Raw genomic sequence first — 18,513 nt, forward strand, 5'->3', positions numbered from 1 at the left:
TGAGGCGGGTTCGAAGACGGTCGATCGCGATCGTCCCCTCCCGGAACGAAACCGATGATAGAGACAGCACCGTCCGTCGTCGTCGGCGCCGCCGCGGCCGGAGGCGTCCTCGTCGCGGTCTCCGGCTACTGGGTGCTGTCCCGGCGGCGCGGCCGCAGTCACGAGTCGACGGCGGAATCGTCGTCCGACGGCGACGCCGACAGTGGCTCGAGTCGACTCCCTTTCTTCGAACGGGCCGACGGGAGCGGGGCCAGGACGATCGACCCGGAGATACTGCTTCCGATAGACGGCGACGACGAACACACGCTTCGGCTCGCGACCGTCGCGTGTGGGCTCAAACACCGGTACGGTGACGAGCCGCTCACCCTCCTGTCGACCGGCGGCGAGCGCGACCGATCGTCGATCACCGACCGGATCGCCGAGCGCGGGATCGCGGCACACACCGCGGTTAGAACCGAGTCAGTCGAAGCCGGCGATGTCACCGCCGGGATCGTGCGAGCCGCGCCGGAGCCAAACACCGATCTGGTGATGACCGAGTGGGATCTCGAGGCCGACGGGGCGACGTACGGCGAGACGGCCGACGAGGTCGTCGCCCGGACGCCGCTGCCGATCTACCTGTTCCGGCTCGCTCGCCAACCGTCGGAGCTCGACCGCCTTCGGCTGGTGATCCCGCGACACGTTGATCACCACGAGGGGTTCTACGAGGCCGTCTACAACCTCAAGCAGCTGTCGGCGCGCCTCGAGCTTCCGGTCACGGTGTACGTCTTCGAGCCGAACGTCGATCACTACCGGACCCTCTTCGATCTCGTCGAGATCGACGTCCGCGCCGAGTTCCGGTCGGTCGGCTCCTGGGACGAGCTGGAATCGACCCTCGAGACGCGCGCCGATCCTGCTGACCTACTCGTGACGCTCGCGGTTCGCGAGGACGAGATCGGCTGGGATCCGGAGCTTCGGACGGTCGCCGATCGGTTCGAGGGGCTCCCGCCGCGATCGCTCGCGCTGTGTTTCCTCCGGGCGGACGAGCCGGCGTACGAGGATCAGTTCCTGCGGACGAACTGACGGAGCGAGCGGCGACCCGAACCGGGATCGAACGGTAGAAAAGTCGGGATCGACTCGAGCGCGTATGGAGGTTCTCGGTCGGCTGCTGGCGATGCTCGCGGTGTTGCTGGTCGGGACCTGGCTTCGGTCCTCGGGCGCGTTGAACGCCACCAGAACCGCCCGGCTCAACGCGACGGCCTACTACGTCGCCCTCCCGGCGCTGGTGTTCGTCGCGACCTACGACCAGTCGATCGGCGACCTGCTCTCGGCGGAGCTGTTCGTGGGATCGCTCGTCGTGCTCTTCGTGACGGGTGCCATCGCCTGGGTCGCCCACCGGAACCGACTCTCGACCGACCGGCAGAGCGTCGCGATCATCCAGTCGTACCACTCGAACCTCGGCTACCTCGGCGTCCCGCTCGTCGCCGCGACGTTCGACGCGCAGGTCACCGCCATCGCGAGCGTGATTTTGGGATTCGTCACCCTCGTCCAGCTTCCGCTGACGATCGTCGTACTCAGCGCGTTCGGAACGGCCGAGCCCGCGATCGGTCGCGAACTCCGAAACCTCGCGACGAACCCCGTGTTGCTCGCGCTGGTCGCCGGCCTCGCGGTGGGTTCGGTCGGCGTGACGTTTCCGGAGGGTGTCGTCGTCGGCCTCGACGCGCTCGGATCACTCGCGCTCCCGCTGGCGTTGCTGTGTGTCGGCGCTGCCTTACAGATCGACGCCGACGCCGTCGACTTCGGAGCCGTCGGCTCGGTCGTCGCGCTGAAGCTGTGCTGTATGCCGCTGCTCGCATGGGCGGTGTTCTCGGTGCTCGCCGTCGACGGCGCCACCTTCACCGCGGGCGTCGTGATGCTCGGGATGCCGACCGCGGTGTCGACGTACGTCTACGCGAACGAGCTCGGCGGCGACGCCGAGTTCGCCTCGCTGAACGTCTTCGCGACGACGGTCGCCTCCGTCGCCAGCCTGTTCGTGCTCATCACGCTGGTCGGCTAATCTGTGCACTCGAGTCCGCTTTACGTTCGCTCGAGGTGAGACGGGAACCTCGCCCCGGCTCCCGGTTCTCGTTCACAGCGGGTTCGGTATCTCCCCGTCCTCGGCCAGAGTCGGGCTCGAGAGGACGACGTTGACCACCGCCCCGAGGAGAATCAGAATTCCGGCGAAGTAGAGCCAGGTGACGAAGAGGATGACCGCGCCGACCGCGCCGTAGGCCGCGTACTGGGCGGCGTTGGCGGCGTAGATCTGGAAGCCGACCTGCAGGATCGTCCAGCCGACGGCGGCGACGACCGTCCCGGGGAGGATTTCCCGAACCGTAACCGAGATCGGGGGGAGAACGTAGTAGATCGGCAGGAAGACCAGAAACAGACCGACCAGCAGCGTGATCCAGCTCGCGAGACCGGCCAGCGGGATCACGTCCGCGGCGATCCCCAGCATCGCTCCGATGACGATCATCAACACGATCGCCCCTGTCCCCGCCAGGATCACCGTAAACCCGTCTCGCACCTCGTCGAGGAACGTGTCCTCCGCGGCCTCGTCGTAGACCATGTCGAACGCGCGGCTGAGTCCGCGAAAGACCTTGAGCGCGCCCCAGGAGGCGATCGCGAGCGCAACGACCGTCGCCTGGCTGCGCCCCGACTCCGTCATCAGCGCCTCCGCGACCAGATCCTCGCCGGCCGGCGGAAGGAGGTCCCCGGTGACCAGCACTAGCCGCTCGGCGGCGTCCTCGCCGCCGAACAGCGAGCCGACGACCAGCGCGAGCAGGACCATCGGGATCAGCGAGACGAACGCGTAGTAGGCGAAGCCGGCCGCGAGAAAGGTAATCTCTCGATCCTGTGCGGTCCGATAGATCGAGAGCAGAACCGTCGAGAGCCGCGTCGTATCCATACCCGTCCTACGGACGGGTGCGCCAAGAGTGTGGGACCTGCCGCGGGCGTTACCACTCGTGACAGAAGTTGTGCGTCGCGAACACCTGGCCGTCGTCGGCGACGTAGACGCCGACGCCGCCGCGGTCCCAGCCGTAGGGGACGTTCTCCTCTAAGATCGCCTCGCGGTGGTCGGTGGAGTTCATCCACTGGTTGACCAGTCCCTCCGCGAGCCCCTCCGCGGTCCGGTGTTCGACGGTGCCGTCGCCGCCCGACTGCTCGACCGGTCTGTCGACCCAGGTCATCGCGATGTTCTCGCCGTACCCCTGGCAGTAGTCCTCGACGTCGCTGAACCGGTCGTAGGGCTGCTCGCCGTCGGGGTTCGTGTGCGAGAAGTACTCCCGCTCGGCCATGTCTCCGCTGTGTGCCCGCGAGACAGACGCGACGGTGCCGTCCCAGTCGATGGCCTCGAGGTCGTGTTCGGCCCGTCGGTCGTTGACCTCGGCGTGGACGAAGTCCTCGACGTCGTCGGAGGCGATCGTCTCGACGTCGGTCTCGTAGCTCGACTCGTTCGGATCGTTCGGATCCGTCGTCTCGGGGTCGCGTTCGCCCGTCGGTGGCGGCTCGGAACTCGGCGAGGGCTGGGTCCCAACCTCGATCTCGTCGACGTCGTCGAACTGCTCGAGGTCGGCCACGAGCGCCGGCCCGTACGCGGCACCGGCCAGCACGATCACACCGAGCAGCGCCGCGAAGACGGCGAATCTAACCAGTCCGCGCAGCAGCCCTCGGTCGGTCGCTCCTTGCTCCGCGGTCGGACTCGCGGAACGGCGGTCTCCCATCGTTCCTCTTCAAGTGGTAGGGAACCAAGAGCTTCGCGGTTGCACACATCCTGTAGGCGACGCCTACTCCGAGCCGAACAGCGTCTCGTGGAAGGCGATCACGAGTCCCGGCACGACCGCCATGAAGAGGTGCTCCTCGAGCGGGATGCCGGCGACGTCGATTCCGGTGCGAAGCTTGATGTCGAAGACGCCGACGGCGAGGGTGTAACGGTCCCAGACGTAGGCGATCGGATACAGCGCGAGGATTGTCGCGCCCGCCCGCCGGAGCGCGTTCGCACGACGGAGCAGGAGGAACGCGATCGCGCCCCAGAACAGCTCGGTCGCGAGGTAGGTGTACCGTCCGAAAACGCTGATATCGGGTACCATGCGCCGTCTACGGACTCCGCATCAAAAAGTAGTACCCATGATCCCAGCCGGCAGCACCGTGCAGTACGTTAAATACGCCGGCGTGAGTAGGACGACTCGAACGATGAATATCGCTGATATCGCGACGAAGGAGTTTATCGAAGTCGACGTTGGCACGCGGATGGGCAAGGTCCGTTCGACGTTCGAAGACGGCAACCCGAAGGGGATCATCGTCACTAACGACGGAGAGTACGAGGGCGTCCTCAGCGAGCGCGAGGTCCTCCAGTCCCACGTCGAGGACGACGCGAAGGTCGCAGCGCTGATCAAGCCGAGCCGCAACTCGCCGGCGCCGAAGATCGACCGCCAGGAGGACGTCCGGGAGACCGCCCGAATGCTCATCGAGAGCAACTCGAAGGTCGCGCCCGTCTTCGAGAACGAGGAGCTGTGGGGCGTCATCACCGACGACGCCATTCTGGAGGCGGTCCTCGAGAATCTCGACGCACTCACCGTCGAGGACATCTACACCTCCGACCCCGTGACGCTTCAGGAGCAAGACGGGATCGGAAAGGCGATCAACCACCTGCGGGAACACGGCGTCTCGCGGCTTCCCATTCTGAACGAGAACGGCTTCCTCACGGGCGTCGTCACGACCCACGACATCGCCGACTTCGTCATCCGGGAGAACAACAAGACGACGGTCGGCGACCGCGTCGGCGACACCGACCGAATGCTCGATGTCCCGATCTACGACATCATGAACAGTCCGGTCCGGACGACCTCCCTCGACAAAACCGCAAAGGAGGCCGTCGAGACCATGCTCGGCGACGATTACGCGGGCCTGATGGTGACCCCACAGGACGACGACCGCGTCGTCATCGGTGTCATCACCAAGACCGACGTGCTGCGGGCGCTTACGTTCACCGAGGAGGAACGAATGGACGTCCAGATCACCAACATCTCGATGCTCGATACGATCACCCGAGAGGGGATCACCGAGAGCATCCAGGACGTCTCCGAGAAGTACGCCGACATGCAGGTGATGCACGCCCACGTTCGATTCACCGAACACAAGGAGAAACTCCGCGGTACCCCGCTCGTGCAGTGTCAGATTCGCCTGCGAACGAACAAGGGCCAGGTTGCCGGCACCGGCGAGGGGTACGGCGCCGAGAACGCCTTCCGCGTCGCGCTCGACAAACTCGAGCGTAACGTCTTAGAGCTGAAGGGCGTCACCAGCGACGAGGAGTACCGCGGCCAGCTGCTGCGGAAGCTCAACGAGCTGTAGGTTCTCGAGGGCGCCGGTTCCGCGGACGGACTTCTTTGCCGCTCCGCTGTCGACGAGCCCGGTTTCGCGTCGCAAACGACGAGTGTTCCCGGTAGTTTCGGTACTCGAGTTGGGCACTGAATCCGAACCGATCGGTTCGTTGCCTACAGCGGCTGAAAGCAGCAAACCGGCTTCGTTCGTTCCGAGTAACTGTCGGCGAATCAACCGATCAATAGATCGTCCTTGAGGAGTGACTTACTACTGCGTAGCTAACAGTCTTCACTCGCCGCCGGACGACGCGTCCGCGAGCAGTCGTCGGACGGCGGTGGCGGCGTCTTCGAACGCGTTCAGATCCATACTGTCGGTCGTCATGATCGTTCCGACATCGCCCTCAAGCACCCTGACGACGAACCCGTCCTCGTGGAACCGGACGGTAAACTCGTACGGCCCGATTCCCGTTCCGTCTTCGCCGCGAACGATTGCTGTCCTGACCGGTGCCTCCGCGAATCCGACCCGCTCGAGTTCGACCAGTTGCTCCTTGGCTGCCCGGCCGGCTTCCATCGAGTCGTAGAGTTCCTGGCGAAGGTAGAGCACGTCGAACGCCGACGGCGTAAAATACACGACGCTTCGGAGTGTGTCGCCGAGACTGGTACGTGCGGCGCTCACGAGACCGGTCGCCACGTCGTCACTGATCGTTGTTCTGTGTTCTTCCGTACTCATCGAACGGGTAGAGGTGCTATAGCGTCTCAAAGATTTCGCCTACAGTTGCACGGGCCATCAGTTCGGGCGCCATACCCCCTACGTTTGTGGTACTTTGCTACCGAACTGTACGTAAGAGCGGTTACGAACAGCCGACCGATCCTCCGCGGAGTGGGATAATCCGGATTTCGGTCCGTTCTGTAGAGACGAGCACGCGACCTGTCGTCAGCGATTCGAGCAGCGGCGCGAAAACGTTGTAGACGACGTCGGCGAAGAGTAGAGCGGCTAGGCTAACCACCCGAACCCGATTCGGTCGGACGTCGTCGTATAGCCGTCATCGACATGGCGACGCGCGATCGCAGACTCGATTCACCAATGATCTGCGCGTAGTAGCCCGTGAGTGAGACCACCGGTTGGATCCGAATCCTCGACCGATACTGAACGCGCGGTTTCACGACTCCCTCGAAACCGTGCTCCTGTTCTACACCATCGCTGGCCGACACGCTTTTGCGACGATACGAACGACTGATCGTATGTCAGGCGAGCGACGTTCGATGCTGGTTGCGGGTCTGGTCTACCTCGGCGCCGCCGTGCTCGTCGGGATCCCGGCGACGATCGGTGCGATGGCGATTCTGGGTTCCGCCGTGGACCGCGTCCTCGGGCTCGCCGGCGTCCAGCTCCCCCCGATCGTCGGTCTCCTGGTGTTCGCGACGTCGGTCGTGATCGGGCTTCAGATCGCCGTCGAGGCCGCCGCCGTCCAGCTGGGCGGCCTCGAAGCGCTTGGACGGGGATCACCCCGCGTCGCGCTCGCTCGGTACGCGCTGTTTACCGCGTTCGCGTTCGCCGCGCTGGCGGTCGCCGCGTGGGCGGGTCTGTCGGCAGCGCTGGGCGGATTCGGCTGGGGTATCGTCGCGCTCGGGCTCTTAGTCGGGGGCGCCGGAGTCGTCGTCCTCTACAGGAGTTCCCGCGTTCTCGTCGCGGGGTACCGTCGCAGCGAGGCGTAACGTCGATCGGCGACGCTCTACAGTCCGAGTCGACCGTCGAACGGGGACGCCGATCTACCGCGTGCGAGATCAGCGAAGCCCGTCGCCATCCCCGCCCTCGAGGCCCGTCTCCGTGATCCGGAACTGGACCGAGTCGCCGGCGGCCTTCGAGCGGTGTTTCTCGAGGGTCGCCCGTCGGTTGCCCCCGCGGAAGCGCTCGATCCGGAGCACGGTTCCCGTCCAGTGCTCCAAGGTGTTGCCCCCGAGCGGGCGAGTTCGGTCGCTGTCGGGATCCGAGAAGACCTGGTTCGTGAGCACGACCGCCAGGTCGTGTTTGCGCGCCAGCGAGAGCAGGTGGGTGATCTGACGGGCGACCCCGCGCAGCGCCTCGCCGTCGTCGCCCTCGCCGGTTCGCTCGAGACGGTAGAAGCCGGTCGCGCTGTCCAGGACGATCAGCGAGGCGCGGTCGGCGAACTCCTCGGCGTCCCGGACGGCCTCCTCTTGCTGTTCGAAATCGAGCGCCTCCTCGACGACGATCCGGGAGGCGACGCGCTCGACGTCCTCGGCTTCGCCGACGCGTGCGGAGAGCAACTGCTCGAAGCGGTCGATCGAGAGTCCCTCGGTGTCGATGTAGACGGCCGTCTCGCCCGCGACGGCGGTCTCGACCGCAGCCGACAGCGCGAGGTTCGTCTTGCCGGCGGCCGGCGGTCCGTACAGCTGCGTGACGGTTCCGCGTTCGAATCCGTCGCCCAGCAGCTCGTCGATCGGCCCACAGCCGGTCGGAATCGGCTCGTCGTTCACGGGCGATATTGCTCGCCACCGCGCAAAAACCTCCTGAAATCCGCCCCGGCCGACGGCGGTTCGCGTACGTTTATTCGAATCGGCGTCGAAGAGCGACCGTGATCGTCGTCGCCACGTCAGACTTCGAGGTGTACCACGGCGTCGTCAACGAGCTTCGCGAGCGCGGTGCCGCGTTTACGACCGTCGAACCCGACGAGCCGCTGCCGGAGGAGACGACCGTCGTCGTCACCGGCACCGACTACGCCGATGCGTTCCCGAACGTGACGACGGTCGTCGCGGACCCGGACGCGCCCCGTCGGGCGGTCGATCAGGCGCTGACGACCGCTCGGGGCGAGGGCGGTCGGACGATCATCGGCGTCGACCCCGGACGGAAACCTGGCATCGCCGTGCTGGCGGGCGAGATGGTCGTCGCCGCGTTTCAGGTTCCCCTCTCCGAGGCCGTCGACGTCATCCAGCGGGAGGTCGCCGAGGCCGCCTCCCCCGTCGTTCGGATCGGCGACGGCGCCCGCCTGCAGAGCTCGACGCTGATCAACGACCTCGAGGACGTCCGCGTCGAGCTCGTCGACGAGACGGGGACGACGCCGTACCTCGGCACCGGCGCGCGCGGAATGGGCGACGTTCTCGCGGCGGTGAACATCGCCCGTCTCGAGGGTGAGGCGGTCGAGCACCGTGAGATCGAACCGACCGCGGGCGAACTGCAGATGATCAAGGATCGGGCCCGCGAACGCAGCGAGACGAACCGAGCGATCGACGAGGGGCTGGCCCGACGGGTCGCCGCGGGCGAACTGACGATCGAAGAGGCGCTGGTGCGACACCGAAACGACGGGACGATCGACGGCTCCGACTCCTGAGCCCACGTTCGGTCCGGAAACCGCTGGCGGGCGGAACTCGCGCTCACAGTCATATTACTAACTACCATACAATCAATTTATACTGTAATTTCAAATTCCACAAGGTTAATATGATTGGAAGATATGAATGTCTGTATGGGTGAATGGAACCGACGATCGGTAATGGTCTCGAGTGCCGCACTCGCAACCGGAACCGCCCTCGCCGCAGCCGGAACGAGTAGCGCGAACGAATCCCCCGATACTCCCGCAACCCCCGACCGAACCGAACCGCAGGGTTGGTCCTCACACGGCGGGACGATCGGAAACTGTCGACACGTCCCCTCGAGCGACGGGCTCGGGCGACCCGACGCGATCGCCTGGCAGTACGAACACAGCGGCCCGGCCTCGGTCGTCGAGGGCGCCGTCTTCCTGCAGACCGACGGCGAGATCCACTCGCTCGACGCCGGGGACGGCAGTCTCCGGTGGACGGCCGATGCGATCGAGGCCTCCGGAACACCGGCGGTCGCCGGCGACGGCGTCTACGTCGCGGGCGAGGGGCTCGCGGCGCTCGAGGCCGAAAGCGGCGAGGTGCGCTGGAGCGAGGGGCTCGACGGCGCCGACTCGGTCTCCTCGCCCCTCGTCGCCTTCGAAACGGTTTACGTGAGTGTCGAGGGCGCCCTCCGCGCGTACGACGCGGCCGACGGATCGCTCCGCTGGAAGCACGAGACGGTCGACGTCGAGAGCGAGGTCGGTAGGGGCGCCTACGGGTTCCACTCGATGAACGGAACGATCGCCGTCGCCGACGGAACGGTCTGGGCGCTGCTCGATAAGCACCGGAGCGAGTCCGGTGCGGGTGCGGACGGAGTCGCCGCCCTCGACCCGGCGACGGGCGAGGTTCTGTGGACGGATCATCTGGAGTCGGGCCGTACCGCGAGCGGGCTGGCGGCCACCGAGGATTCCCTGTTCGTCGAAACCCCAACCGAGGAGGGAGTCATCGTCTTCGACGTCGCCTTGCGGGAGGTCGTCGAGACCGTCACCGACGCCTTCGACAGCGCAGCCGTCGGCGACACGGCGGTCACTCACGGCCGATACACGCTCTCGAGCACCGGCGCGGACGCGCCGTGGAACGATCGGGAGACCCATGCCTACGGCAAGCCGACGATCGTCGGTGACCTCGTGGTCGTCGCCCACAGCCGCCGCGGGCGATCCTCGCCCGACGAACTCGTCGGCTTCGATCTCGAGGACGGGAGCGAGCGCTGGACGTTCGCGTTCGACAACGCTCACTGGAGCGACGGGTTCCCGATCGACGCCGTCGTCGACGGGGAAACGATCTACGTCGACAGAGACGGACAGTTTACCGCCGTTCGGCCGTCGTAGTCACCCGCGGCTCCGAGCCGAGATCGTTCTCGCAGCGACGAAAGGGACGTACTTCTATCCCGGGGTGTCGTAGACGACCGTATGTACGGAGCCGCGCCCGATCGCACCGCCGAACTCGCACTGTTGCTCGAGGTCGCGGGGACGCCCAAACCGGGCAACGTCGATCGCCACCGCGACCTCGAGGATCTGCGGTTCGAACACTTCCTCGCCGGAGCCGTCGGCGCTCGCGACGGGCTCGAACTGGCCGCGAACGGCGCGGCCGTCGGTCCCGCCTTCGAGCGGGCCGTCGAGGGGATGGCTACCCAGGAGGGCGGCAACACCCAGTTCGGCGCACTGCTGTTGCTCGTCCCGCTCGTGCGGGCGGCCGGTGACGAGCTCTCCCAGCCCGTCGTCGAGGGCGTCCTCGAGGGGACGACCGTCGCCGACGCGGCCGCGTTCTACCGGGCGTTCGAACACGTCGACGTCTTCGTCGCTGACCCGCCCGAGGGGATGGCCCCGCTGGACGTCCGTCGCGGCGCGGCGGCGATTCAGACCCTCGAAGAGCGCGGGCTCACGCTGCTGGACGTGATGGACCGTAGCGTCCCCGGCGACGACGTCGCCCGCGAGTGGGTAACCGGGTTCGAACGCTCCTTCGCGGCCGCCGAGCGGCTCGCTGCGGCCGAAGGACCGATCCTCGAGCGAACCGCCGCGGTCTTTCTCTCCCTGCTCGCGGAGCGACCCGACACGCTCGTCGCGAACCGCAGCGGCGAGGCCGTCGCGGCCGAGGCGACCGAGCGAGCGGCCGCGCTGGTCGAGCGCGACGCACTCGAGACCGATCGCGACGCCGTCGAGGCGTTCGCCGACGAGCTCGTCGACCGCGGAATCAACCCCGGGACGACGGCGGACGTCACCGCCGCCGGACTGTTCATCGCCCTCGAGCACGAAACGGTGACACTGTGACCGAGCACTCGGACCGAACCGCGGAGACGAGTACGAACGCGAGCGTCGATCCCGACACCGTCGAGTGGCCCGTCTCGCTCGAGGGCGTCACGGAGTCTCTCGTGACGACGCTCGGGCCGAACAGCCGGTGGAACGCCGCCCCGCTCGGGCTGTTCGCCGACGAGGACGGCGAGCGGGTCACCGCGACGACGTGGGGAAACACCCGAACCAGACGGAACTTCCACCGGCAGGGCGAGGGGTACGTCCAGTTCATCGTCGACCCCGTCGCGTTCGTCGACGCCGCGCTCTCGATCAGCGAGTTCGACGAGCCGATCCTCGAGTCGGCCAACGCCTGGGCGCGCGTCGCGGTCGAACGGGTCGACTCGGGAACCGAGGGGGAAACCGAGTGGGAGGAGTGGACGCTTCGGCCCCTCGAGGCCGACGTCGTCGCGGAGACGGTGCCGACGATCGACAGGGGGTTCGGCGCCGTGATCGAGGCGACCGTCGCCGCCTCGCGTCTGGGCGTCCCGGCGTACGACCAGGAGGCGCTCCGGGAGCGGTTAGAGTACTACGCCTCGGTCGTCGACCGTGCGGGAAGCCCCCGAGAACGGGAGGCCCTCGAGTGCGTGCGCGAACACGTCGAGTGGTGACGGCGCGTCCGTTCCGTCGCTCGCGACACAGCCGCCACGCCGCCGAAGAACGAATGGCTTTAGGGCGCGCTCGGGAAACCCATCTGTATGGCAATCAAACCGGCCTACGTCAAGAAGACCGGGAACCTCCTACTGGAGCGGTACCCGGAGGCGTTCACGACCGACTTCGAACAGAACAAGGACAGCGTCACGAAGCTGACGAACGTCGAGTCCAAGGGCGTTCGCAACCGGATCGCCGGCTACGTCACGCGGAAGAAAGGCGCCGAAGCAGCGGCATAACTCGAGTTCTTACCCGGAAAATCGGAGCCGAGAGTCGATAGCGTCGCGTCGGTCGGTCGATCGACGAGTGGCGTCGAGTCGAGGATCGGTTCAGTGGCCGTGGTCGTCGCCGTAGCCCGAGTCCATGTAGGCCGCGGCGACGAACGCGACGATCCCGAAAAAGAGTCCGAACAGTAGCCCGACCATTCCGGTAATGATCGAGAGCTCTCCGGCGAGCGGGAGGCTCATCTCCTGATACCCCATCACGCCGATGGCGATCCCGAGCACCACGGCGAGTACTGCGACGACCGTCGCGCCGGTGCTAAAGCGGGTCTCGAACAGGCCGAGATCGCCGAGGCCAGCCGTCGAGTTCGTCACTGCGACCACCTCAGGCGGAGGGTGGGGGACGCTGCCGTTGCGGTACCTGCGTCGCGTCGGCGTCGGTAGTACTGCATCAGTCGATATGATCGACTCCGTTTTCTTAATCTCTTCTATACGGCCGTCTACGAGCCGACAGCCTCCGACGGACGGCAGCAGTCGCGGAAATCCAAACCGTTTTGCGGACACGACTCCGAGAGACGGGAAAATGGCAGTACGAGTTGGCGTACTCGGTGCGACCGGAGCCGTCGGACAGCGACTGATTCAGCTTCTCGATCCTCATCCCGACTTCGAGATCGCTGCACTAACCGCGAGCGAGGACAGTGCCGGCAAGAGCTACCGGCAGGCCGCAAAGTGGCGCGTCGAAGGCCCCATCCCGGAGGACGTCGCCGAGACGACCGTCTCGGCGACCGACCCCGACGAGGTCCCCGACGACATCGACCTGATCTTCTCGTCGCTCCCCTCGAGCGTCGGGAGCGAGGTCGAGCCCGCGTTCTGCGAGGCGGGCTACGTCATGTCCTCGAACTCCTCGAACGCGCGGATGGCCGACGACGTTCCGCTCGTGATTCCGGAGGTCAACGCCGATCACCTCGACCTGCTCGAGGTCCAGCGCGACGAGCGCGGCTGGGACGGCGCGATGGTCAAGAACCCCAACTGCTCGACGATCACCTTCGTCCCCACGCTGGCCGCACTCGCTGAGTACGGCCTCGAGAAGGTCCATGTCGCGACCCTGCAGGCCGTCTCCGGTGCAGGCTACGACGGCGTCTCCTCGATGGAGATCATCGACAACGCGATCCCGTACATCGGCAGCGAGGAGGACAAACTCGAGACCGAGTCCCGCAAGCTGCTCGGCGAGTTCGACGGCGCCGAACTCAGTCACAACAGCGTCGAGGTCGCCGCCTCCTGTAACCGGATCCCGACGATCGACGGCCACCTCGAGAACGTCTGGGTCGAAACCGCCGAGGAGCTCTCGGCCGAGGGCGCGGCCGACGCAATGGCTTCGTACCCCTCGCTCGAGCTTCGCTCCTCGCCCGACCAGCTCATCCACGTCTTCGACGAGCCCGACCGTCCCCAGCCCCGCCTCGACCGATCGCTTGGCGACGGGATGGCCGTCGCCGCGGGCGGACTCCGCGAGTCCTCGTTCGGCCTGCAGTACAACTGCCTCGCGCACAACACGATCCGCGGCGCCGCGGGCGCGAGCGTCCTGAACGGCGAGTTGCTGCTCGAGAACGGTTACCTGTAGCCGCGGCCGCGGATCGACGCCCTGTTTTCCGGTTTGACTTCCCGCTCCGTTCGTACCGTACTCTCGCCAGTAGACACCCGAGATCGGAGTTCACGGCGGCGTCACCATCACAGTTTGGCGCGGCGCAAAAATAGGGTCGACCCCAACGACGGACGATGCTTCCCGTCACCTCCGATCCGGAGTCGTTGACCGCCCTGTCGACTGGGGTCGCCGACGAGACGAGCGCGGCGTTCGATCTCCTCGCGAACCGGCGACGCCGTCTCGTCCTCCGGTGTCTCGCGGAGTCCGACGCGCCGGTTTCGGTAGACGCCCTCGTAGACCGCGTGGTGCTCGCGGAGGACGAGACGGCGCCGCCGCGTTCGGCTCTCGCTTCACCACGTTCACCTTCCGAAGCTGGCCGAGGCCGCCGCGATCGACGTCGATTCCGGTACGAACGCGGTTTCGCTCGGCGAGAACGGACCGATGCTCCTGGATCGCCTGACTCGAATCGACGAGTGAGCGCAGTCGATCGTCAGGACTCCGCCTGTGGCAGCGCGACGACCGGGACGGACGCCTCCTTGACGAGCCGACGAGCGACGTCTCCCGTGAGCAGCTCCGAGAGGCGGTTCCCCTCTCGAGCGTTGAAGACGACGGCGTCGGCGCGTTCCTCGCGGGCAGCCTCGAAGACGCGTTCGACCACGTCGGTGCCGTACAACACCTGCGTCTCGACCGCAGCGGGTGACTCGTCGAGGACACCCCTGATTCGCTCGAAGATGTCGTCCGCATGGTTCTCGAGCTGTTCCATCGGTGCCTTGTCGATCCCGCCACCCGCTTTCTCGATGACGTTGACGGCGATCACCGTACTCGACGGCGCGAGATGGCCCTTCAGCGCCCGGGCGGTCCGTTCCCCGTCGTCCGGATCCGCCGCGGGAACGATCACGGTCCCGTCGAACGTCAGCGTCATCGACCCGTCCTCCGTTTCGGTCGACCTGTAGTGAAGCGAATCGGTCGCGCCGATCGAACGATCGTGCTCGATACCATGCTCGAACGTCGGTGTCCGCGAGTCAAAAAGGTACAGTCGGAACTCGCGAGCCTCGGCCGGACTCGCGGTCCCTCAGGGGACGACCTGGTTCCGAAGCTCGTCGGCTCCGTCGTCGAACCGGCGAACGTTCTCCGCGACGATGTCGGCCAGTCGATCGTAGTACCGGGGTGTCTGCCCGGCGTTGTGTGGCGTGATCTGGACGTTCCCGACGTTCCACAGCGGGTGGTCCTCGGGCAGCGGCTCGGGATCCGTAACGTCGAGCGAGGCGCCGCGGATCCAGCTCGAGCGCAACGCCTCGAGCAACGCGTCGGTGTCGATCACCGGCCCCCGAGCGACGTTGACGATCACGGCCTCGGGGTCGAGCGTGATCATGACCTCGCGGTCGATCAGCCCCCGGGTAAGGTCGGTGAGCGGACAGGCGAGCACGAGGTAGTCGGTCCGGGCGAGCGCGTCCTCGAACGGCTCCCCCTCGAAGCCGACGACCTCGTCGGTGGGGCCGCCCTTCTCCGGCGTGTAGCGCACGCCGATCGTCTCGACGTCGAACGGCTCGAGGCGCTCGGCGGTCGCCCGTCCGATCGCGCCTAAGCCAACGATGGTGACCGTCGAGCCCTGTAGCTCGTGGGCCTTGTAGTGGCGCCATTCCCGGCGGCGCTGCCTGCGCTCGGCGACGTGGAACCGACGGGTGAAGTGCAAGATCGCGCCGAGGACGTGTTCGCCCATGTTCGGCCCGTGGACGCCCGAGGCGTTGGTCACCGCGACGCCCCGTTCCCGAAGTCGGTCCAGGGGCAGGTGACCCGTCCCCGCGTACGCACAGGCGAACACCTCGAGGTTCTCGGCGGCCTCGAGCAGCTCCTCCTCGAGGGTCATCCCGGTGACGAATCGGGCGTCCTCGATCAGCTCCCGCTCGGCGGTCGGCGTGCGGGCGAGTTCGACGGTTCGGTCAGGAAGCCGATCCCGAAGCGTCTCGGCGTACTGTTCGATCGGCGTTCCGTGAGTCCCCTTGCGAAGGACGAGCAGATCCGTCTCGTCGGTAGCGGGCATGTCAGGTGCCTCGAGCGGTGTCCTCAAAAGCGTTCAGTTCACGGGGAGTACCGCTGCCGGTGATCGATCCGAACTTCAGACAGTTTAATACGGCCCGTCCAGTCCCAACGAAGTATGGAACGCGTTGACGTCGCGATCGTCGGCGGCGGGCCCGCAGGCGCCTGTGCCGCGGAGCGAGCCGCTGCCCACGGCGCCGAGACGGTGCTGTTCGAACAGGGTGTCCCGCGGGAGGACCGCGACGAACTCGGTCCGGACTCGACCGACGCGGCCGGCATGCTCGACTACTGGATCGATATCATGGACTTCGACTATCGGGAGATTCCCGACGACGTTATCCTCCAGGAGCTCGAGACAACGGAGTTCGTCGGCCCGTCGAGCCGCCTCGAGCTGGCGACGACGGGGATGGAGGCCGACTATCCGAGGTTCGGTTACACCTTCCACCGCGCCCGGATGGACGACTGGCTCTACGAGCGCGCCACGGACGCCGGCGCCGACCTCCGGGTCGGGACCGGTGTCAAGTCCCTCGAGACCGATCTGCGCGCCTCGAGCCCGAAGGGACCGACCCACACGCTGACCCTCTCGGACGGCGACCAGCTCGAGGCCCAGTACGTCGTCCTCGCGGACGGCCCGCAGCGACGGATCACCCTCGAGGCGCTGGATCAGTTCACTCCACCCGGACGGAGCGTCTCGGACCACCTCTCGCCGCCGGAGGCGAACCACATCGCCTACCAGGAGTACCGGGAGTTTCCCCCCGAACTGTTCGAGGAGGACCGACTCAAGTTCTGGTGGGGGTACATGCCGGGCGAGACCGCCTACCCGTGGGTGTTCCCCAACGACGGCACCGTCGCCCGCGTCGGACTGACGATGCCGATCGGGATGACCCTCGAGGACGTTTCGGACCCCGCTGCCTACGCGCTGCTTGACCCGACCGACGACCAGCTTCCCTCGGGAGCCGAGTACATCCGCCGACTGCTCGAACTGGAGTACGGCGACGAGTACGACGTCGAGGAGGACATCCCGATCGTCGAGGACCGCGGGAAATCGAAGGGAACCGAAACGTACCCGATCTCCTCGACGCGACCGATCGACTCACCGGTCGGCGCGAACATCGCCGTCGTCGGCGGCGCAATGGGAACCACGTCGGCGTTTCACGAGGGCGGCTACCACGTCGCCGTCCGAACAGGGAAGATCGCCGGTCGCCTCGTTGCGACCGACTCCCTGGAGAACTACAACGACGTCTGGAAGCGCGCGATCGGCGACGAGATCGTCCGCAACGTCGCCTTCGCCGACATCGTCGCGGAGTACGAGCCCGACGACTGGGACCGGGCGTTCGAGGTCATCAACGGGATGCAGGGCTCCGGAACGGAGACGGCGATCCTCAAGCAGACCTACTCCGCCGGCATCGGCGCGACGAAACTGCTCGCGGCCTACAAGAAACGCAAGTTCTCCTACCGGGACGGTCGGTACGTCCAGCTCTCCGAGGACGAGTACTTCTACTGAGCGGCGATCGACTCCCCGAGTCGGTTCGGACGGCGAGCGACGGACGATCGGTCCGCCGCGCCCGAGGACGGAACCGCCCGTACGGGCTGCCGTTCCGGTTTCCGATCCAACCGCGTTCCGTTCTCCGGCGGCTACGTGGTCGCTTCCGGAAACCCCACGGGCGACCTCTACGCGAACGTGACGACAGACGGGACCGGGCGAACGCTCCCGACCCGCCTCTACGAGTAGATCGACGACCCCGGGATGCAGGACATGCTCTCGTCTCTCATCGCGCGACACGATGCACCAGAACCAGTGGCTCGCCGTCCTCGAGTCGCTCGAGGACCCGGTTCCGGTGCCAGCAAGATCCACGGACGGATCCGGAAGCACCGTGGACACAGGGGTGCCCCGGACAGCAAGAGCAAGTTCTCCTCTCTCGCCGAACAGCGGGGCGACGGGTCCGGAATCCCGCCGGATCCGAGACCGTACAACAGTCCGGAGGAGGGGGACGAGTAAGCACTCTCGACGTACCCGTCTCGAAACCGAGTTCTCCAGCGACCGCCAGCAGGAGTCGCAAACAAGACTTAAACGCCCCAGTGATCTACTACGAGCACGTGCCTTTAGTCCCCGTCCGAGCGAACCCATTCGGGTGCGATGACAGTACGGCGAACCCGGGCACGTGACATTTCGACCGTGACGGATCCCCGTCACGCCTGGGGACGGAGTCCCCCGCCCGGCACGAGGGTTAGCCAGCCGACGCGGCACGCCGCCACGGGATGACGCTGGACGTTAGTGTTCCGGGCGATAACTCAGTTCTCTCGAGCAACTGCGCCGACCAGTGCCGCTCGTCGAGCGCGCTCGAGACGGATCGAAACGGTTCGAATCGACCTCGTCGTGTTCGGCGCTCGCGTCGCTCCGAGTCACCGCCGTCACTCGCTCGAGGTCGCCGATCCTTCCGTCAGTGGTTCGGCGTAGAGGACCGAATCGAGCGGTTCCTCGTCGGGAACCGGTCCGTCGTCTAGCGTGCGTGCCCGCCTGATCTCCTCGCGCATCGACTCGAACGCCGCCGTGCTCGTGACGTCCCCGCTTCGGTGATCGTACTCGAGGAGTCCGTGGTCGGCGAGTCGGGGAATGTGGTGGTGTATCAGCGACGTTTGTATGGGGTGTCGCTCTGCTTCGGTTACCGCCTCCAGTGAGCACTCCCGCTCCCAGGCGGTTATCTGACGGCTCAACCGCTCGACGGTCGTGTGCTGATTCTTCAGAAGGTAGTAGGTAACGTACCGACATCGGGATCGCGATAGCAACTCGAAAACGGAGGTAGCGTCGTGAGGGGATGATTCTGGCATACGTACGGAGTTGTTACCACTCTCGCATAAGACCGGGTCCAAATATGTTTGATTAGTTGAGTTATTTAGAAAGTATACACTGTATTCTCTACACGACTTTTTCATCGTTGTATAAATGTGGAAAGCCCACACAGCGGTTGCTGTGT

Annotated in this window: 20 protein-coding genes and 1 pseudogene; 12 read left to right on the forward strand and 9 right to left on the reverse strand. The window is 66.2% G+C overall.

Annotated elements, in window-relative coordinates:
- Positions 1-54: 54 nt before the first annotated feature.
- A complete protein-coding gene (locus QA609_RS05680) occupies positions 55-1,059 on the forward strand; it encodes a sodium:proton exchanger (RefSeq protein WP_278301608.1) in 1,005 nt (334 codons plus the stop codon).
- A gap of 64 nt (positions 1,060-1,123) precedes the next feature.
- Positions 1,124-2,032, forward strand: a complete 909-nt coding sequence (locus QA609_RS05685) for an AEC family transporter (protein ID WP_278301609.1) — start codon at positions 1,124-1,126, stop codon at positions 2,030-2,032.
- A gap of 72 nt (positions 2,033-2,104) precedes the next feature.
- Here QA609_RS05685 and QA609_RS05690 read toward each other — a convergent pair whose 3' ends face one another.
- From QA609_RS05690 to QA609_RS05700, 3 genes are all read right to left on the reverse strand, one after another.
- A complete protein-coding gene (locus QA609_RS05690; RefSeq protein ID WP_278301610.1) occupies positions 2,105-2,920 on the reverse strand; it encodes a YihY/virulence factor BrkB family protein in 816 nt (271 codons plus the stop codon).
- A 49-nt stretch (positions 2,921-2,969) separates the two neighbouring features.
- Positions 2,970-3,737 (reverse strand): CAP domain-containing protein, encoded by a 768-nt coding sequence (locus QA609_RS05695; RefSeq protein ID WP_278301611.1) that lies wholly within the window; start codon positions 3,735-3,737, stop codon positions 2,970-2,972.
- 63 nt (positions 3,738-3,800) lie between these two features.
- On the reverse strand, positions 3,801-4,103 hold the full coding sequence (locus QA609_RS05700) for a lycopene cyclase domain-containing protein (protein ID WP_278301612.1): 303 nt from the start codon (positions 4,101-4,103) through the stop codon (positions 3,801-3,803).
- A gap of 103 nt (positions 4,104-4,206) precedes the next feature.
- Here QA609_RS05700 and QA609_RS05705 point away from each other — a divergent pair, with 103 nt between their 5' ends.
- Complete coding sequence (locus tag QA609_RS05705) at positions 4,207-5,364, forward strand: CBS domain-containing protein (protein WP_278301613.1); 1,158 nt, start codon at positions 4,207-4,209, stop codon at positions 5,362-5,364.
- 258 nt (positions 5,365-5,622) lie between these two features.
- Here the strand turns inward: QA609_RS05705 and QA609_RS05710 are convergent, their stop codons facing one another.
- Positions 5,623-6,063, reverse strand: coding sequence for a hypothetical protein (locus QA609_RS05710; protein ID WP_278301614.1), 441 nt, complete (start codon positions 6,061-6,063; stop codon positions 5,623-5,625).
- Positions 6,064-6,575: 512 nt separating this feature from the next.
- On the opposite strand from QA609_RS05710, the gene QA609_RS05715 reads away from it, so the two are divergent.
- Positions 6,576-7,046 carry a hypothetical protein gene (locus QA609_RS05715; RefSeq protein WP_278301615.1) on the forward strand — a complete coding sequence of 157 codons (471 nt, stop codon included), beginning with the start codon at positions 6,576-6,578 and terminating at the stop codon, positions 7,044-7,046.
- A gap of 69 nt (positions 7,047-7,115) precedes the next feature.
- On the opposite strand, the gene radB is transcribed toward QA609_RS05715, so the two are convergent.
- Entirely contained in the window at positions 7,116-7,826 is a 711-nt protein-coding gene (gene radB, locus QA609_RS05720) for a DNA repair and recombination protein RadB (RefSeq protein ID WP_278301616.1), read from the reverse strand.
- Positions 7,827-7,924: 98 nt separating this feature from the next.
- Between radB and QA609_RS05725 the strand changes: the two genes are divergently transcribed.
- From QA609_RS05725 to QA609_RS05745, 5 genes are all read left to right on the forward strand, one after another.
- A complete protein-coding gene (locus tag QA609_RS05725; RefSeq protein WP_278301617.1) occupies positions 7,925-8,677 on the forward strand; it encodes a hypothetical protein in 753 nt (250 codons plus the stop codon).
- Positions 8,678-8,812: 135 nt separating this feature from the next.
- Positions 8,813-10,033: a PQQ-binding-like beta-propeller repeat protein gene (locus QA609_RS05730; protein WP_278301618.1), complete on the forward strand. Its 1,221-nt coding sequence runs from the start codon at positions 8,813-8,815 to the stop codon at positions 10,031-10,033.
- A gap of 81 nt (positions 10,034-10,114) precedes the next feature.
- Complete coding sequence (locus tag QA609_RS05735) at positions 10,115-10,972, forward strand: triphosphoribosyl-dephospho-CoA synthase (protein WP_278301619.1); 858 nt, start codon at positions 10,115-10,117, stop codon at positions 10,970-10,972.
- Positions 10,969-11,601 carry a DUF447 domain-containing protein gene (locus QA609_RS05740; protein WP_278301620.1) on the forward strand — a complete coding sequence of 211 codons (633 nt, stop codon included), beginning with the start codon at positions 10,969-10,971 and terminating at the stop codon, positions 11,599-11,601. Before QA609_RS05735 ends, QA609_RS05740 begins: the two co-directional genes overlap by 4 nt.
- 87 nt (positions 11,602-11,688) lie before the next feature.
- Positions 11,689-11,880 carry a 30S ribosomal protein S17e gene (locus tag QA609_RS05745; RefSeq protein WP_278301621.1) on the forward strand — a complete coding sequence of 64 codons (192 nt, stop codon included), beginning with the start codon at positions 11,689-11,691 and terminating at the stop codon, positions 11,878-11,880.
- 90 nt (positions 11,881-11,970) lie between these two features.
- Here QA609_RS05745 and QA609_RS05750 read toward each other — a convergent pair whose 3' ends face one another.
- Positions 11,971-12,237, reverse strand: a complete 267-nt coding sequence (locus tag QA609_RS05750; protein WP_278301622.1) for a hypothetical protein — start codon at positions 12,235-12,237, stop codon at positions 11,971-11,973.
- A gap of 208 nt (positions 12,238-12,445) precedes the next feature.
- On the opposite strand from QA609_RS05750, the gene asd reads away from it, so the two are divergent.
- Positions 12,446-13,480: an aspartate-semialdehyde dehydrogenase gene (asd, locus tag QA609_RS05755; protein WP_278301623.1), complete on the forward strand. Its 1,035-nt coding sequence runs from the start codon at positions 12,446-12,448 to the stop codon at positions 13,478-13,480.
- 511 nt (positions 13,481-13,991) lie between these two features.
- Here asd and QA609_RS05760 read toward each other — a convergent pair.
- The gene (locus QA609_RS05760; protein WP_278301624.1) at positions 13,992-14,423 is read right to left on the reverse strand and encodes a universal stress protein; all 432 of its coding nucleotides are present in this window, start codon (positions 14,421-14,423) and stop codon (positions 13,992-13,994) included.
- Between the two features lie 150 nt (positions 14,424-14,573).
- A complete protein-coding gene (locus QA609_RS05765) occupies positions 14,574-15,542 on the reverse strand; it encodes a D-2-hydroxyacid dehydrogenase (RefSeq protein WP_278301625.1) in 969 nt (322 codons plus the stop codon).
- A gap of 114 nt (positions 15,543-15,656) precedes the next feature.
- On the opposite strand from QA609_RS05765, the gene QA609_RS05770 reads away from it, so the two are divergent.
- Together QA609_RS05770 and QA609_RS05775 are read left to right on the forward strand one after the other, a co-directional pair.
- Positions 15,657-17,042 carry an NAD(P)/FAD-dependent oxidoreductase gene (locus QA609_RS05770; RefSeq protein WP_278301626.1) on the forward strand — a complete coding sequence of 462 codons (1,386 nt, stop codon included), beginning with the start codon at positions 15,657-15,659 and terminating at the stop codon, positions 17,040-17,042.
- Positions 17,043-17,147: 105 nt separating this feature from the next.
- Positions 17,148-17,537, forward strand: a pseudogene (locus tag QA609_RS05775) (manganese catalase family protein); the annotation flags it as partial.
- Between the two features lie 413 nt (positions 17,538-17,950).
- Here QA609_RS05775 and QA609_RS05780 read toward each other — a convergent pair.
- Complete coding sequence (locus QA609_RS05780) at positions 17,951-18,367, reverse strand: hypothetical protein (RefSeq protein ID WP_278301627.1); 417 nt, start codon at positions 18,365-18,367, stop codon at positions 17,951-17,953.
- Between the last annotated feature and the right edge of the window lie 146 nt (positions 18,368-18,513).

The sequence above is a fragment of the Natronococcus sp. A-GB7 genome, assembly GCF_029688865.1.
In the GTDB taxonomy this organism is placed as follows: domain Archaea; phylum Halobacteriota; class Halobacteria; order Halobacteriales; family Natrialbaceae; genus Natronococcus.